Source organism: Pantoea sp. X-Soil-TKNS-1280, assembly GCF_059730475.1.
On the sequence record NZ_AP035962.1, the window covers coordinates 3,976,798 to 3,991,136 of the forward strand.

Below are 14,339 nucleotides of genomic sequence, written 5' to 3' on the forward strand. Positions count from 1 at the left end.
TTAGGATCAGCTATGGATTACTTTCCCCTGTTTTGTCGCCTTCACAGCAAGCGTTGTTTACTGGTGGGCGGTGGTGATGTCGCGGAGCGTAAAGCACGCCTGCTACTGGACGCCGGTGCTGACCTGCATGTCGGCGCACTGGATTTCTCCCCTGCTTTTCAGCAATGGGCGCAACAAGGGAAAGTGGTGCTACTGAGCGGAGCTTTCACTGAGGCCTGGCTGGATGACTGCTGGCTGGTGATTGCCGCCACCGATGATGATGCGGTGAATCAGCAGGTGGGCGCAGCCGCAGAAGCGCGCCGGATTTTTTGTAATCTGGTGGATGCACCGGAGCAGGCCAGCGCCATCATGCCTTCGATTGTTGACCGCTCACCGCTCATGATTGCCGTCTCTTCTGGCGGCCGCGCACCGGTGCTGGCACGTCTGCTGCGCGAAAAACTGGAAGCCATGCTGCCACAACATCTCGGGCAACTGGCGACCCTGGCGGGTTCACTGCGTGAGCGGGTGAAAAAACGTTTTAACAGCATGGCGCAGCGTCGTCATTTCTGGGAGCGCTTCTTCGCCAGTGACCGACTGGCGCAAACACTTGCCAACGGTGATCAACCCCGCGCGGATGCCCTGGTCGATACGTTGTTCGATGCCCCGCTGTCGCAGCAAGGTGAAGTGGTGCTGGTGGGTGCCGGGCCAGGGGATGCAGGTTTGCTGACGCTGAAGGGTTTACAGCATATCCAGCAGGCTGATGTGGTGGTGTATGACCGCCTGGTGTCAGAGCCGATTCTCAACCTGGTCCGCCGGGATGCGGAGCGCATCTTCGTAGGTAAACACGCCGGACACCACTGCGTTCCGCAATCGGAGATCAATCAATTGCTGCTGGAGCAGGCACAACGTGGCAAACGCGTGGTGCGACTCAAAGGTGGCGATCCCTTCATTTTTGGTCGCGGGGGTGAGGAGCTGGAAGTGCTGGCGCAGCATGATATTCCTTTCAGCGTGGTGCCCGGCATTACCGCCGCATCAGGCTGTGCGGCCTATAGCGGCATTCCACTCACCCACCGCGATCATGCGCAGAGCGTGCGTTTTGTCACGGGCCATTTGCAACTGCATGGCGAAATTGAGTGGCAAAAGCTGGCAGCGGAACAGCAGACGCTGGTGTTTTATATGGGCCTGACGCAGGCACCGGAGATTCAGCGGCAGTTGATGTTGCATGGCATGGAGGCTGATATGCCAGTCGCGCTGGTGCAAAACGGCACCACGCCACAACAACGCGTGGCAACGGGTCGGCTTGGCGAGCTGGCGACGCTGGCTCAACAGTTTGCCAGCCCGGCGCTGATTATTGTGGGACGCGTGGTCGGCCTGCGTTCGCAGTTGCGCTGGTTCTGATAACAAAACGGCGGGCCATAATGGCCCGCCGCTCTTAGTTTACCTGTGCTGCCGCTTACGGCTGGGCAACAAAGCCAACGGCTTCGTAGACTTTCTTCAGCGTTTCCTGCGCATGAGCACGGGCTTTAGCCGCGCCATCACGCATCACCTGATTGAGGAACGCTTCGTCGTTGCGATAGCGATTGTAACGCTCCTGCAACTCGCTCAGCATGCCGGAAACCGCATCCGCGACCGCACCTTTCAGGTGGCCGTACATTTTGCCTTCGAACTCCTGTTCCAGCTCGGCGATGGTTTTACCCGTCACCCCCGCGAGAATATCCAGCAGGTTCGATACCCCGGCTTTCTCTTTGATGTCATAGCGCACCACTGGCGGCTCTTCGGAATCCGTCACTGCACGTTTGATCTTCTTCACCACCGCTTTAGGATCTTCCAGCAGACCAATCACGTTGTTGCGATTGTCGTCGGATTTCGACATCTTTTTGGTCGGTTCCAGCAGCGACATCACGCGTGCACCCGATTTCGGGATGAACGGCTCCGGCACCTTAAAGATCTCGCCATACAGGGCGTTGAAACGCTGCGCGATATCGCGGCTCAGTTCCAGATGCTGCTTCTGATCTTCCCCCACCGGAACCTGGTTGGTTTGATACAGCAGGATGTCAGCCGCCATCAGCACCGGGTAATCAAACAGGCCGGCGTTGATGTTCTCTTCGTAACGGGCGGATTTGTCTTTGAACTGCGTCATGCGGCTCAGCTCGCCGAAGTAGGCGTAGCAGTTGAGGATCCAGCTCAGTTGAGCGTGCTCCGGCACATGCGACTGAACAAAAATGGTGCTCTTGTTCGGATCGATACCACAGGCAAGATACAACGCCAGCGTATCCAGCGTAGCTTTACGCAGCGCTACCGGGTCCTGGCGAACGGTAATGGCGTGCAGATCGACGATGCAGTAAATGCAGTGGAAATCATCCTGCATCTGCACCCACTGACGCAGCGCACCCATATAGTTGCCAATGGTCAGTTCACCTGAAGGCTGGGCGCCGCTGAAAACGATGGGTTTGCTCATGCTTATGTCCTGATATTCACAGCCCGAGAGCGGGCAAAAGTTCATCAAAAGAGTCGAGAGTTAAATCGGGTTGGCTGCTGGCAATAGGTTCGCCATAGTTGTAGCCAAAGGTCATGCCGATGTTCGGTACGCCTGCCGCCTGGGCAGCGAGGATATCATTGCGTGAATCGCCAACAAACAGTAATTGCTGCGGTAGCACGCCAAATCGTCCCAGAACGAGGAAGATCGCGGCGGGATGCGGCTTTTTCACCACCACATCGTCACCGCCGATGATCAGTGAAAAGTATTCGGCAATCCCCAGCGAGGCCAGTAAAGGCGCAACAAACGGCGTGGGTTTATTGGTGACAATCGCCAACGGCAACCCTTTATCAGCCAGTTTTGCCAGCGTGGCTTTCACCTGGGGAAACAGCGTACTGCCCGCTTCCACCGTCTCCGCGTAATACTTATCAAACAGCGTACGCGCATCACGCTGTTCATTCTCTTGTGGTTCACGGCCCAGTGCCCAGGTTAATGCTCGGGTCATCATCACATCCGCACCGTTGCCAATCCAGGTCGAGGCGCGCGCCACGCCAGCGGGTGGCAATTGCAGATCGGCCAAAGCATGATCGATGGCTTGTGCCAGACCTGGCGCGCTGTCCACCAGCGTGCCATCAAGATCAAACGCCAGCGCGCGAATATCAGTGAAATGAGCCATTAACTTTCTCCAGTTCGCTGCGCATATCATCGATCACTTTTTTGTAATCGGGGTGGCCAAAAATGGCAGAACCGGCGACAAACATGTCGGCACCGGCGGCAGCGATCTGAGCGATGTTGTCAATTTTCACGCCACCATCCACTTCCAGACGGATATCGTAGCCGCTCTGGTCGATAAGGCGACGCGCCTGGCGCAGTTTATCCAGCGTACCGGGAATAAAGGATTGACCGCCAAAGCCAGGATTCACCGACATCAGCAGGATGATGTCCAGTTTATCCATGACGTAATCAAGATAGCTGAGCGGTGTCGCCGGGTTGAACACCAGGCCCGCTTTACAACCGTGTTCTTTGATCAGTTGCAGTGTACGATCGACATGCTGGCTGGCTTCAGGATGGAAGGTGATGTAGCTGGCACCGGCTTTGGCAAATGCCGGGATGAGTTCATCAACCGGTTTCACCATCAGATGAACGTCAATGGGAGCAGTGATGCCGTAATCGCGCAGCGCTTTCAGCACCATCGGCCCCATGGTCAGATTGGGAACATAGTGGTTATCCATCACATCGAAATGCACCACGTCACCACCTGCAGCCAGCGCCCTGGCGGTATCCTCACCCAGACGGGCAAAGTCAGCAGAGAGGATTGAAGGGGCCAGTAAAAATTGTTTCATCCGATTCTCCCAATTTTGTGCGCCAGCGTGCACTGGCGTAATGCGTTGGTCGCGGACGAAACAGGCTAGCGGAAAAGCGCCAGCAGTTCGTCTACGTGCGTGCGACCACTTATGCTTCGGCTGATGGAACGCCGGGCTTTGACAACGTGTAATACCGCATTCCGGTACCACTCACGCGTCAGCTTGGTATCGTGGTTGGAAATCAATACCGGGATCCTGCTCTCTTCCGCCAGCATTGCCGCCAGTTCCGCCAGATGCTGCTGCTCGTACAGGCTGAAACTGTTGGTGTGGTAGGCGGTAAAATTCGCCGTCGCTGTCAGAGGGGCATATGGCGGATCGCAATACACCACCGAGCCTTTATGAGCGCGGTTCAGAGTAACATCGTACGATTCGCAGACAAAGGTGGCTTTTTGCGACCGCTCAGCAAACCACAACAGTTCCGCTTCCGGAAAATAAGGTTTGCGATATCGACCAAACGGCACATTGAACTCGCCCCGCAGATTGTAGCGGCACAGGCCGTTGTAACCATGACGGTTGAGATACAGAAATAACACCGCCCGCTGATAGATATCCCGGCTGGCATTGAAAGCGATGCGCTGCGCGTAGTAAAACTCCGCAGAGTTGGTTTCCGGCGTGAATAGCTTACGGGCATCGTCAATAAATTCCGCAGTGCGCGTTTTGACAATGTTGTACAGATTAATCAGGTCACTGTTGATATCGGCCAGATGATAGCGCTCGTAGTCCGTGTTAAGAAACACAGAACCCGCGCCGACAAAAGGCTCGATCAAGCAGTCGCCTGGTGGCAAATGACGACGAATATCGTCAAGGAGCGGGTATTTCCCTCCAGCCCATTTCAGGAAAGCGCGATTTTTTTTCATGCTGTCGTGGTTATTACATCTTAATTATTGGCTGTGGCGGAACCGACAGCAGATCTGCGCTTAAAACGGGGCCACGTGAATGCGGCCCCACAATGATTATTCGCTCTCTTTTTTAACCTGGCTCAGGGGTTTCACCCAGGGATTCTGCGCCCGGACTTCAGCTGGCAGCGAAGAGACCGCGCGTTTGGCATCAGCCGGTGTGGCATAAGAACCACTCACCAGCACATACCATGGCTGACCATTACGGCTGGTTTTATACACATGGTAGCCACTGAGATTCTGTTTCTTCGCCCAGGCATTCAGGCTCTCGGCCTTCGATGCCCCACTCAGTTGCAGCGTATAGTTGCCTGAAGGCAGAGATTTGCTGGCACCACCACTGCTGACGGGTGCGGCGCTGTGGGCCACTGTCGACTGTGGTTTGCTCTCTCTGACCGCTGGCTTGCTGGCCGCTGGCGCTTTATGCGTACTCGGGTGCGTTTCACGCTGGCTGCTGGCACGTGGTTTCTCTTCGCGTGCAATCGGCGGAGTGATGGCTTTACCGCTGCCGCTTACGGTCGCGGGAGCTGTCGGCAGTGAACTGTTAACCTGTGCACCCTGTGCGGCGTTATCAACCTGCCCCTGCTGATTATTCAGCGCGCTGTTGAGATCGCCCGGCAAGGTGACACGCTGCTGGTTCGGAGGTGTTTCAACCGGTGCAGCCTGAGTAGGAGTCGATGATACGGAAGGCATCGAAATGGATTGAGAACCGTTCGCGTCCGCCTGCGGATTACTGGTATCTGGCGTCGCACCACCTGCGGTTGACGGTGCGGCGTTCTGCTGGCCGCTCATGGAGGTCGAGCCGGAGAGATCAATATTCTTTTCCGAACCGCCAGTCGCAGGAGCAGCACTGTTATTGCCGGTATTACCTGCCGTACTCGCTGGCTTCTTGCTTTCATCGCCGCCATTCAGTGCAGAGCCGATACCCAGCACCAACAGCAACAGAACCAAAATCCCGATACCCATCATCATATGCTGACGGGAAACCGGCACTTTTACTTTCGGTGCAGACGACGATTTGCGGGGCCGCGTGGGACGGCGGTCACTGGCATCAGGTTTTAACTCGTCTTCCGGTTTAAACTCATCCATTTAGCCTCCTCCGTAAAACGGCACGCATCCGACGCACCGCATCACCACTCTCTTTTTTACCCGTCATATTTTGCGTCGCAGCTGCGTTGGCAGCGATCTGGGACGATCAATAACCACTCCCTGGGATGCGCCCGCCAGCCGCGTTCCTGCGACTCGAATTATTCAGGGTATTATAATGACTTCTGACAATCGTTAATTGCAGCCAGCACCATATCATGTGCCACGCCAGCACGCACTTCAGAGCGACCAATAGCGAGAGGCAGCACCAGACGCAATTCACCCGCCAGAACTTTTTTATCGCGCATCATATGCGGCAGATACTCTTCGGCAGCCATACTGGCCGGGCCATGCACCGGCAAACCGGCACGCAGCAACAGCGCAATAATGCGATCGGTATCGACCGGGCTGAACTGACCAAGGCGCTCAGCCGTACGTGCGGCCATCACCATGCCAGCCGCGACCGCTTCACCATGCAGCCAGTTGCCGTAGCCCATATGGGCTTCAATGGCATGACCAAAAGTATGGCCGAGATTGAGCAGCGCACGCTGACCGGTTTCACGTTCATCGGCAGCGACCACTTCGGCTTTCAACTCGCAGCAACGGCGAATACAGTACGCCATGGCTTTTTCATCCAGGGCCAGCAGAGCATCAAGATTTTGCTCCAGCCACTGGAAAAAATCACCATCCAGAATGATGCCGTATTTGATAACTTCAGCCAGACCCGACGCCAGCTCACGCGGCGGCAGGGTTGCCAGGCAATCGGTATCCACCACCACAGACGCTGGCTGATAAAACGCGCCAATCATGTTTTTGCCGAGGGGGTGGTTAACGGCGGTTTTGCCACCAACGGAGGAGTCAACCTGAGAAAGCAGCGTCGTCGGCACCTGAATAAAGCGCACGCCACGCTGATAGCTGGCCGCAGCAAACCCGGTCAGATCACCAATCACGCCGCCACCAAGGGCAATCAGCGTGGTATCGCGACCATGCGGTTTTTGCAGCAATGCCGTAAACACATCATCCATCACGGCCAGCGTTTTGTACTGTTCACCATCGGGCAGGATCACCTGATCCACTTTCACCCCGGCCGCACTCAACAGTGCCGACAGTTTTTGCAGGTACATCGGTGCCAATGTCTGGTTGGTCACCAGCATGGCATTGTCACCTGCTTTCAGCGGCCAAAAAGAAGCCGGATCGTTAAACAGCCCGGCAGCTATGGTGATGGGGTAACTGCGATCCCCCAGTGAGACAGTGATCTTCTCCATGATGACCGATACCTATTACTTAGCCCTCAGGCGCTGGATCAACTTTTTTCCAGCATGTTGATGATCTGATTAGCCACTACTTTTGCGCTCTGATCGTCAGTGCGGATAGTGACATCAGCGATCTCTTCATAAAGCGGATTACGTTCGCCAGCCAGCGCTTCCAGCACTTCGCGCGGCGGAGAGTCAACCTGCAGCAGCGGGCGCTTTTTATCACGCTGGGTGCGGGCAAGTTGCTTTTCGATGGTGGTTTCGAGATAGACGACCACACCGCGGGCGGAGAGACGATTACGGGTTTCCCGGGATTTGACGGAACCGCCACCGGTCGCCAGCACGATGCCCTGCTTTTCGGTTAGCTCGTTGATAATTTTCTCTTCACGATCGCGGAAACCCGCTTCGCCTTCAACGTCAAACACCCAGCCTACATCCGCTCCGGTACGTCGCTCAATTTCCTGATCGGAATCGAAAAATTCCATATTGAGTTGCTGAGCTAACTGACGACCAATAGTGCTTTTGCCGGCACCCATCGGCCCAACCAGAAAGATATTGCGTTTCTCTGCCATTTTGTCGGTATTACTAAGAATTCGTTGATGATACCCCGCGTTCAGCTTTTGCTGGCGGGACAGGAACTGAGACCTCATGAGCGTTAGCAAGAGTCAGACGAAAAATTATCTCAACACTCATGGCCGTTTGGCAACCGAATAAATTGCCCCCGGCGACCTCTTAACAGGACCGGTCTGTGGTTCGCGAGACGGTAACGCACCTCCGCTACCCCTTTAATACTTCAGGTTACAGGTATACTGGTTGCGATCAGTTATCCCCAATCACCTACTGCTCCGGGGGATTCGCTCCCTTGTTGCCTTCCTGCAACACACATTATTTGGGGTGTACATTCTTCTGACGCCAGTATCGCTTGTGACTGTCGCCCACCGGGAGGTTTTTTGTCGCGTTCCGTTACACCGTTTAAAAATCGCTAAACCTTGTAAGCTAATTCCTGTCCTGCGTCAACGCAGTTGGCATCATTGAGCGAATTTTCCTCATTATCCGGACGTAAGCGCTGCTTCCCTGACCAGTCTGGGTGTGATGAAAATCACCAGCTCCTTTTTTTTATGCTCATCCGTTTGATGGCGAAACAGATTTCCCAACAGCGGTAATTCCCCCAGCCAGGGTACCCGATGCTCCCCCTGAGAACGCTGCTGCTGGAAAATGCCGCCCAGCGCTAAAGTTTCACCATCTCGCAGCGTTACCTGCGTGTCGATTTCCTGCTTATCGATACTTAACGCCTGATGATCCCCGGTGTTGATGGTGCGACCCGGCATGTTCTGGCTCAGTCGCAGTTTTAACTGAATGCGTCCGTTTCCCAGTACTACCGGCGTCACTTCCATCCCCAGCACCGCTTCTTTAAATTCAATCGCCGTCGCGCCGCTGTTACCGGATTTCACCTCGTAGGGGATTTCCGTCCCCTGTTTAATGGTGGCGGTTTGCTGATGCGAAGTAAAAAGCCGTGGACTGGCGATGATTTCAATCTGGCTTTCCTGTTCCAGTGCGCTTAGCTCAAGGTTGAGTAATTCTCCCCCTACCTGCCCGAGCGTCACACCCATGCGAAAGGCAGGATTGCTCACCGCCAGCGGAATCTCCAGTTGTGGATTGCGCAGGGCCTGCATCACGTCTTCTGCAGGCGACATCCCCCAATTAACCCCCAATTCGCGCAAATGCTCCTCGCTGATGGTCACGATATGAGCCGACAGCTCGACCTGCTCCAGCGGCAAATCCAGCGCGCTGAGCCAGCGAGTCGCCTCCTTTAATGCCTGCGGCGTATCCCGTAGCAACAGGCTGTTGGTACGACTATCCACTGTGGCGCTGCCGCGCGGTGTCAGTAGCGAGCGCTCCGCCTGCAAACTGCGCCAGACATCGCCAGCGTTGGCGTAATGAAAGGTCACGGTTTGCTGTGCCAGCGCAATTTGCTGCTGCTGTTCTTCGCGTTCCGCCTGGGCTTTTTGCGTCTGCCATTGCTGCCAGCTTTCCGGATAAACCAGCAATACTCCCTCTTCGTGCACCACACTCAGCCGAGCCAGCCGGGATACCAGCGACAGCGCCCGCTGCCAGTCAACATCTTCCAGCCGCAGCGAGAGCCGCCCTTCAACGCCAGGCGCGATCAACAGGTTAGTTTGCTGATAATCCGCCAGCGCCTGCAAAATACGCTCAACCGGCGCATCGTCAAACACCAGACTCAGCCGCTGATCATTAGCGTGCAGTGGCGCGGTCAGCCATAGCAGCAACAGTATCCATACCTTCATCCGTGGCATAAAAACCTCCTTTTATTTGTAGGGTGATCTGCTGCGCTGAGCAGCTCTGGTCCGCATGCAGGCGCAACGTTCGTGACGTTACCTGCTGCACGCGCCAGCTCGAAAAAGGTAAAAGCATCTGCTCAGTCAGTCTGATACTTTTGCCCTGTGGTGAGCGCAGCCAGGCAACATAACGCTGGGGAGTGCCGACGATGCCCTGCAACCGCCATCCTTCAACAGAGGTAACAACGTTATGACAAATGGCAGGCGCAACCGGCTGGAAAGGGTCACGGGCCAGCGCGAGGGCGCTGTACAGTATCAACAGCAGGACAACGCTACTGCGCATCACTTTTCTCCAGCCAGAACTCTGCCATCAAGCCCCCTTGTTCCGACTGCAACTGAAAGCGTTCGGGAACAGGCAATGTCGTGTGCGCCAGCTCAGCAAACAGCGGAGTGAACTGCTGCCAGTTCAGTCTTAACACCACCTGCTGTGGCTGGCTTTCCGGCTGCCATGTGTCCAGTTGAGCGCCCCGCGCAGCCAGGATGGACTCCAGCAGCTTTGGGGAGTCACCCATCACGAGGGGTTGCTGTAACCTGCTGATTTCAGCAATCAGTGCATCAGCTGTGGGCCACAAAGCCAGCTGCTGCTGACGCTGTTGTTCCAATTGGGTCTGCTGTATCAGCTGACGTTCCCGCTCAGCCCGCGCCTGTTGCTGGGGCAACAGCATGACCAACCAACCCGCCACCAATATCGGCAGTGACAGCACCAGCAGCCAGGCCGCTCGCCATGTGAGCGTCAGTTGTCGCCAGCGTTGCAGCCATTCATTCACCGCTCACCTCCTGGACCTGGGCACGCAGGGTGAAACGATAGTGTCCATCGGACTGGCGTTGCACATTTCCCTGACGAATCACCGCAAATAGCGGCAAGGTTGCCAATTGAGAGCGAAAATCACTCACCGCAGTCATCCCGGAGGCCAGCCCTTCCAGTAATAATTGCCCCTGCCTGCGTTCAATGCGGCTGAGCCACAACGTTTCCGGCATCAGTTGCGGTAATCGCTGCCAGAATTGCTGCCAGGCCTGGTGCTGCAACTGTCGGGTCTGTTGCCTGTGTTGCGCCTGCACCAGGAAATCGCGCTGATGCACTAATGCCTGACGGGTATGAATATGTTGTTCCAGCGCGCTAATCCTTTGAGAGATCGCATGTTGCTCAGCACGCTGTTGCTGCGCTGCGTGATACCCCTGCCAGCCGCCTGATAGCACCACCAGCAGAGCAATACCCGGGGCGCTCACCAGTATCATCAGGCTCCGCTGACGCTGACGTTGCCACTGCTGGACGCGCCAGGGGAGCAGGTTTACCGTCAACATCAGGTATCCTCCGGGCGCAACGCCAGCCCGAGAGCCAGCGCAAAAACGCCCTCGTTTTCCGGTTGTGGTAGCTGTAAATAGCGCAACAGCGAAAAGGGTTTGATGGCGGTAAACCCGTCGGCAGGTGCCGTGCACAGCATCGCCTCTGCCTGGGGAAACGTCTCCTGTAAATGCGTCAGCGACAGTGGCCCGGTACCTGATCCAGAAACAACCTCTGAACCGGCCAGATACCAAAGCCAGTGATCGCTTAACGGATGAATCAGCAATTGTTGAGGGTTGAGCCGCAGGCGCTGAGCAACCTGCGCCAGCGCCAGGCTGCTCAACTCAAACACATCGGGCTGTAAACCAGCTTGTTGTAAGGGGGTGAGCCATTGTGCAATCACTTCGCGCCGTGCCGCCGTGATACACAAGTGTGATAAGGAAGATGCGCGATAATCCAGCGCCAGCGAGGCAGGCTCCACCGGAAATAACCTTTGCGCAGACGCCTGCACATAGCGGTTCAGCGCAGGTTCGCGCAGCGTGGTGTCCGGCAGAGGTAACGCACGTTGCAACACCAGTTGCGGCGGCAGGCCAACACGCAATGAAAAGCGCCCGGGTAGCTGGCGTCGCCACTGCTGTAACACCGTCAGCAGTGCCGGTGAGGAGTGCAGGACACCGTTTCTTAACGTATCCTGCGGCAGTGCCTGCTGCTGCCAGTGCCTGAGTTGCCAGCCGTGACGCCGCCGCTGGATCGCCACCGCACAAAACTGTCCATTTTGAATATCCAACCCAATTTGCCAGCGCTGAAAAACCATGCGCGTATTCTCCTTATCCTTAGAGGTAAAAATCCTGAATATCCTGCGTTGCAGGATGGCAGCCGGTGCATAAACCCTCAGGTTACTGGCCCGAGAGAATACAGATAGCGAACGCTCCGGCAACTTGAAGTATGCCGGGTATATCAAAGCGTCAGGCTTGCCTTTATACTACCGCGCGATTGTTTATAAACTGCCCAAACGACAACAGATGGGAAATCTCAGGTGAAGTTCGTAAAGTATTTATTGATCCTTGCAGTGTGTTGCATCTTGCTGGGAGCCGGCTCGATTTATGGTTTGTACAAGTACATAGAGCCGCAGTTGCCCGACGTAAACACATTAAAAGATGTGCGCCTGCAAACCCCGATGCAGGTTTATAGCGCGGATGGCGAGCTTATCGCCCAGTACGGCGAAAAACGCCGTGTGCCGCTTACCCTGCAACAAATGCCGCCTGAGCTGATCAAAGCGTTTATTGCCACCGAAGATAGCCGTTTCTACGAGCATCATGGTGTTGATCCGGTTGGTATTTTCCGTGCTGCCAGCATTGCGCTGGTTTCCGGCCATGCTTCGCAGGGTGCCAGTACCATTACCCAGCAGCTCGCGCGTAACTTCTTCCTCAGCCCGGAACGCACCCTGATGCGTAAGATTAAGGAAGCGTTCCTGGCGATCCGCATCGAACAGTTGCTGACCAAAGATGAAATTCTTGAGCTGTACCTCAATAAGATTTACCTCGGTTACCGCGCCTATGGTGTGGGTGCTGCTGCGCAGGTCTATTTTGGTAAATCAGTCGATCAGCTATCGCTGAGTGAAATGGCGATGATTGCCGGCCTGCCAAAAGCACCGTCAACCTTCAACCCGCTCTATTCGCATCAGCGCGCACTGGCTCGCCGTAATGTCGTGCTGTCCCGCATGCTGGATCAGAATTACATCACCCAGCAGCAGTACGATGATGCACGCAACACGCCGCTGGTAGCCAGTTATCATGGCCCGGAAATCGCCTTCTCCGCCCCTTATCTGAGCGAGATGGTGCGCCAGGAGATGGTGAAGCGCTACGGTGACAGTGCCTACGAGGATGGTTACAAGGTTTACACCACCGTGACGCGTCGTTTGCAGGAAGCGGCACAGCAGGCTGTGCGCAACAACGTGATCGCCTATGATATGCGTCATGGCTATCGTGGTCCGACGAACGTGTTGTGGAAAGCAGGTGAAACCAGCTGGGATCAAACCCGCATCCAGAACGCGCTGAAAGACCTGCCCCTCTATGGCCCGCTTAATCCGGCCGTGGTCACCAGTGTCAGTAACGACGGTGCGACAGCCATGCTGAAAGATGGCAGCAGCGTGTCACTGGCAATGGCCGGTGTTCGCTGGGCCAGAGCCTACAAATCCGACACTCTGCAAGGTCCTACGCCGCGTAGCGTGTCTCAGGTGTTACAGGCAGGCCAGCAGATTTGGGTACGTAAGGTTGATAATGATTGGTGGCTGGGCCAGGTTCCGCTGGTGAACTCGGCTCTGGTATCGCTCAATCCTGAAGATGGTGCGGTACGCGCGCTGGTCGGTGGTTTTGACTTCAATCAGAGCATGTTCAATCGCGCGACCCAGGCGTTGCGTCAGGTTGGCTCCAATATCAAGCCATTCCTGTACACCGCCGCAATGGACCGTGGGCTGACGCTGGCTTCCATTCTGAACGACGTGCCGATTTCACGTTGGGATGCGGGTGCGGGAGCCGACTGGCGACCGAAAAACTCCCCGCCGACCTATGACGGCCCTATTCGTTTGCGTCAGGGCTTAGGTCAGTCGAAAAACGTCGTCATGGTACGTGCGATGCGTGCCATGGGTGTCGATTATGCAGCGCAGTATCTGCAACGTTTCGGCTTCCCGGCACAGAACATCATTCATACCGAATCGCTGGCGTTGGGTGCCGCTTCATTCACCCCGATGCAGGTGGTACGCGGTTACTCGGTGATGGCGAACGGAGGCTTCCTGATCGATCCGTATTTCATTACGAAGATTGAGAACGAACAGGGTGCCACAGTATTTGAAGCCAAACCGAAAATCGCCTGCCCGCAGTGCAATTTGCCGGTAATTTATGGTGATACGCAAAAATCCGTTGCGTTGAATGAGGAGAGCGTCGAAAACGTCGCTGTCTCCAGCCAGGCGCAGAACCAGACGGTTCCACAGCCGGAACTGGAACAGGTGCCAGCTCAGCCGCAACCGGCGGGCGACCAGCAGTATGCTCCGCATGTGATCAATACGCCGCTGTCGTTCCTGATTAAAAGCGCGCTGAACAGTAACGTCTTCGGCGAACCGGGTTGGATGGGTACCGGCTGGCGCGCGGGTCGTGACCTGAAACGTAACGATATCGGCGGTAAAACCGGTACCACCAACAGCTCGAAAGATGCCTGGTTCTCCGGTTACGGTCCTGGCGTCGTGACGTCGGTATGGATCGGCTTCGATGATTCTCGTGCGTTGGGCCGCACCACAGTTTCGGGTGCCATTCCGGATCAAATCTCTGGCTATGAAGGTGGTGCGAAGAGTGCACAACCGGCGTGGGATGATTATATGAAATCCGCACTGGATGGCGTTCCGGTTCAACCGTTAACACCGCCAGATGGCGTGGTAACGGTAACCATCGATCGCGGCACCGGCAAGCTGGCGAATGGCGGCGGTAATACGCGTCAGGAGTTCTTTATCAACGGTACGCAGCCGACCGAATATTCGGTCCATGATGTCGGTACCACCATTATGGACAACGGGCAAAGCCACGAATTGTTCTGATAAAAAAAGCCGGCAAATATGCCGGCTTTTTTATGATGCTCATCCGCAAGAACCTGATGCGTG

Annotated in this window: 14 protein-coding genes; 2 read left to right on the forward strand and 12 right to left on the reverse strand. The window is 55.8% G+C overall.

Translation table 11 applies throughout. The features are described from left to right. Positions 1-12: 12 nt before the first annotated feature. Positions 13-1,377 (forward strand): siroheme synthase CysG, encoded by a 1,365-nt coding sequence (gene cysG / locus AC6I8X_RS18590; protein WP_497840264.1) that lies wholly within the window; start codon positions 13-15, stop codon positions 1,375-1,377. A 55-nt stretch (positions 1,378-1,432) separates the two neighbouring features. Here cysG and trpS read toward each other — a convergent pair whose 3' ends face one another. From trpS to pilM, 12 genes are all read right to left on the reverse strand, one after another. After that, complete coding sequence (gene trpS / locus AC6I8X_RS18595; RefSeq protein WP_313682961.1) at positions 1,433-2,437, reverse strand: tryptophan--tRNA ligase; 1,005 nt, start codon at positions 2,435-2,437, stop codon at positions 1,433-1,435. A 16-nt stretch (positions 2,438-2,453) separates the two neighbouring features. Further along, positions 2,454-3,131 carry a phosphoglycolate phosphatase gene (locus AC6I8X_RS18600; RefSeq protein WP_497840265.1) on the reverse strand — a complete coding sequence of 226 codons (678 nt, stop codon included), beginning with the start codon at positions 3,129-3,131 and terminating at the stop codon, positions 2,454-2,456. Continuing rightward, the gene (rpe, locus tag AC6I8X_RS18605; protein WP_084877443.1) at positions 3,115-3,798 is read right to left on the reverse strand and encodes a ribulose-phosphate 3-epimerase; all 684 of its coding nucleotides are present in this window, start codon (positions 3,796-3,798) and stop codon (positions 3,115-3,117) included. Before rpe ends, AC6I8X_RS18600 begins: the two co-directional genes overlap by 17 nt. 65 nt (positions 3,799-3,863) lie before the next feature. Next, a complete protein-coding gene (gene dam, locus AC6I8X_RS18610; protein WP_313682956.1) occupies positions 3,864-4,676 on the reverse strand; it encodes an adenine-specific DNA-methyltransferase in 813 nt (270 codons plus the stop codon). A gap of 96 nt (positions 4,677-4,772) precedes the next feature. Continuing rightward, entirely contained in the window at positions 4,773-5,801 is a 1,029-nt protein-coding gene (locus AC6I8X_RS18615; RefSeq protein ID WP_313682954.1) for an SPOR domain-containing protein, read from the reverse strand. Between the two features lie 170 nt (positions 5,802-5,971). Continuing rightward, a complete protein-coding gene (gene aroB / locus AC6I8X_RS18620) occupies positions 5,972-7,063 on the reverse strand; it encodes a 3-dehydroquinate synthase (protein ID WP_497840266.1) in 1,092 nt (363 codons plus the stop codon). A gap of 38 nt (positions 7,064-7,101) precedes the next feature. Next, on the reverse strand, positions 7,102-7,623 hold the full coding sequence (aroK, locus tag AC6I8X_RS18625; RefSeq protein ID WP_041525861.1) for a shikimate kinase AroK: 522 nt from the start codon (positions 7,621-7,623) through the stop codon (positions 7,102-7,104). A gap of 477 nt (positions 7,624-8,100) precedes the next feature. Then, the gene (gene hofQ, locus AC6I8X_RS18630; protein WP_313683002.1) at positions 8,101-9,357 is read right to left on the reverse strand and encodes a DNA uptake porin HofQ; all 1,257 of its coding nucleotides are present in this window, start codon (positions 9,355-9,357) and stop codon (positions 8,101-8,103) included. After that, entirely contained in the window at positions 9,305-9,691 is a 387-nt protein-coding gene (locus tag AC6I8X_RS18635) for a HofP DNA utilization family protein (RefSeq protein ID WP_313682950.1), read from the reverse strand. The genes hofQ and AC6I8X_RS18635 overlap by 53 nt, the downstream gene beginning before the upstream one ends. Beyond that, positions 9,681-10,175, reverse strand: coding sequence for a HofO family protein (locus AC6I8X_RS18640; protein WP_313682948.1), 495 nt, complete (start codon positions 10,173-10,175; stop codon positions 9,681-9,683). Before AC6I8X_RS18640 ends, AC6I8X_RS18635 begins: the two co-directional genes overlap by 11 nt. Further along, positions 10,168-10,710: a PilN domain-containing protein gene (locus AC6I8X_RS18645; protein WP_497840267.1), complete on the reverse strand. Its 543-nt coding sequence runs from the start codon at positions 10,708-10,710 to the stop codon at positions 10,168-10,170. The genes AC6I8X_RS18640 and AC6I8X_RS18645 overlap by 8 nt, the downstream gene beginning before the upstream one ends. Next, complete coding sequence (gene pilM, locus AC6I8X_RS18650; RefSeq protein WP_497840268.1) at positions 10,710-11,504, reverse strand: pilus assembly protein PilM; 795 nt, start codon at positions 11,502-11,504, stop codon at positions 10,710-10,712. The genes AC6I8X_RS18645 and pilM overlap by 1 nt, the downstream gene beginning before the upstream one ends. Before the next feature lie 222 nt (positions 11,505-11,726). Between pilM and mrcA the strand changes: the two genes are divergently transcribed. Then, the gene (gene mrcA, locus AC6I8X_RS18655; protein WP_299447634.1) at positions 11,727-14,276 is read left to right on the forward strand and encodes a peptidoglycan glycosyltransferase/peptidoglycan DD-transpeptidase MrcA; all 2,550 of its coding nucleotides are present in this window, start codon (positions 11,727-11,729) and stop codon (positions 14,274-14,276) included. The last annotated feature ends 63 nt before the right edge of the window (positions 14,277-14,339 follow it).

Coding starts and splice junctions, on each gene's coding strand:
- cysG (WP_497840264.1), top strand. CDS start 13: ATGGATTACTTTCCCCTGTTTTGTCGCCTTCACAGCAAGCGTTGTTTA.
- trpS (WP_313682961.1), bottom strand. CDS start 2,437: ATGAGCAAACCCATCGTTTTCAGCGGCGCCCAGCCTTCAGGTGAACTG.
- AC6I8X_RS18600 (WP_497840265.1), bottom strand. CDS start 3,131: ATGGCTCATTTCACTGATATTCGCGCGCTGGCGTTTGATCTTGATGGC.
- rpe (WP_084877443.1), bottom strand. CDS start 3,798: ATGAAACAATTTTTACTGGCCCCTTCAATCCTCTCTGCTGACTTTGCC.
- dam (WP_313682956.1), bottom strand. CDS start 4,676: ATGAAAAAAAATCGCGCTTTCCTGAAATGGGCTGGAGGGAAATACCCG.
- AC6I8X_RS18615 (WP_313682954.1), bottom strand. CDS start 5,801: ATGGATGAGTTTAAACCGGAAGACGAGTTAAAACCTGATGCCAGTGAC.
- aroB (WP_497840266.1), bottom strand. CDS start 7,063: ATGGAGAAGATCACTGTCTCACTGGGGGATCGCAGTTACCCCATCACC.
- aroK (WP_041525861.1), bottom strand. CDS start 7,623: ATGGCAGAGAAACGCAATATCTTTCTGGTTGGGCCGATGGGTGCCGGC.
- hofQ (WP_313683002.1), bottom strand. CDS start 9,357: ATGAAGGTATGGATACTGTTGCTGCTATGGCTGACCGCGCCACTGCAC.
- AC6I8X_RS18635 (WP_313682950.1), bottom strand. CDS start 9,691: ATGCGCAGTAGCGTTGTCCTGCTGTTGATACTGTACAGCGCCCTCGCG.
- AC6I8X_RS18645 (WP_497840267.1), bottom strand. CDS start 10,710: ATGTTGACGGTAAACCTGCTCCCCTGGCGCGTCCAGCAGTGGCAACGT.
- pilM (WP_497840268.1), bottom strand. CDS start 11,504: ATGGTTTTTCAGCGCTGGCAAATTGGGTTGGATATTCAAAATGGACAG.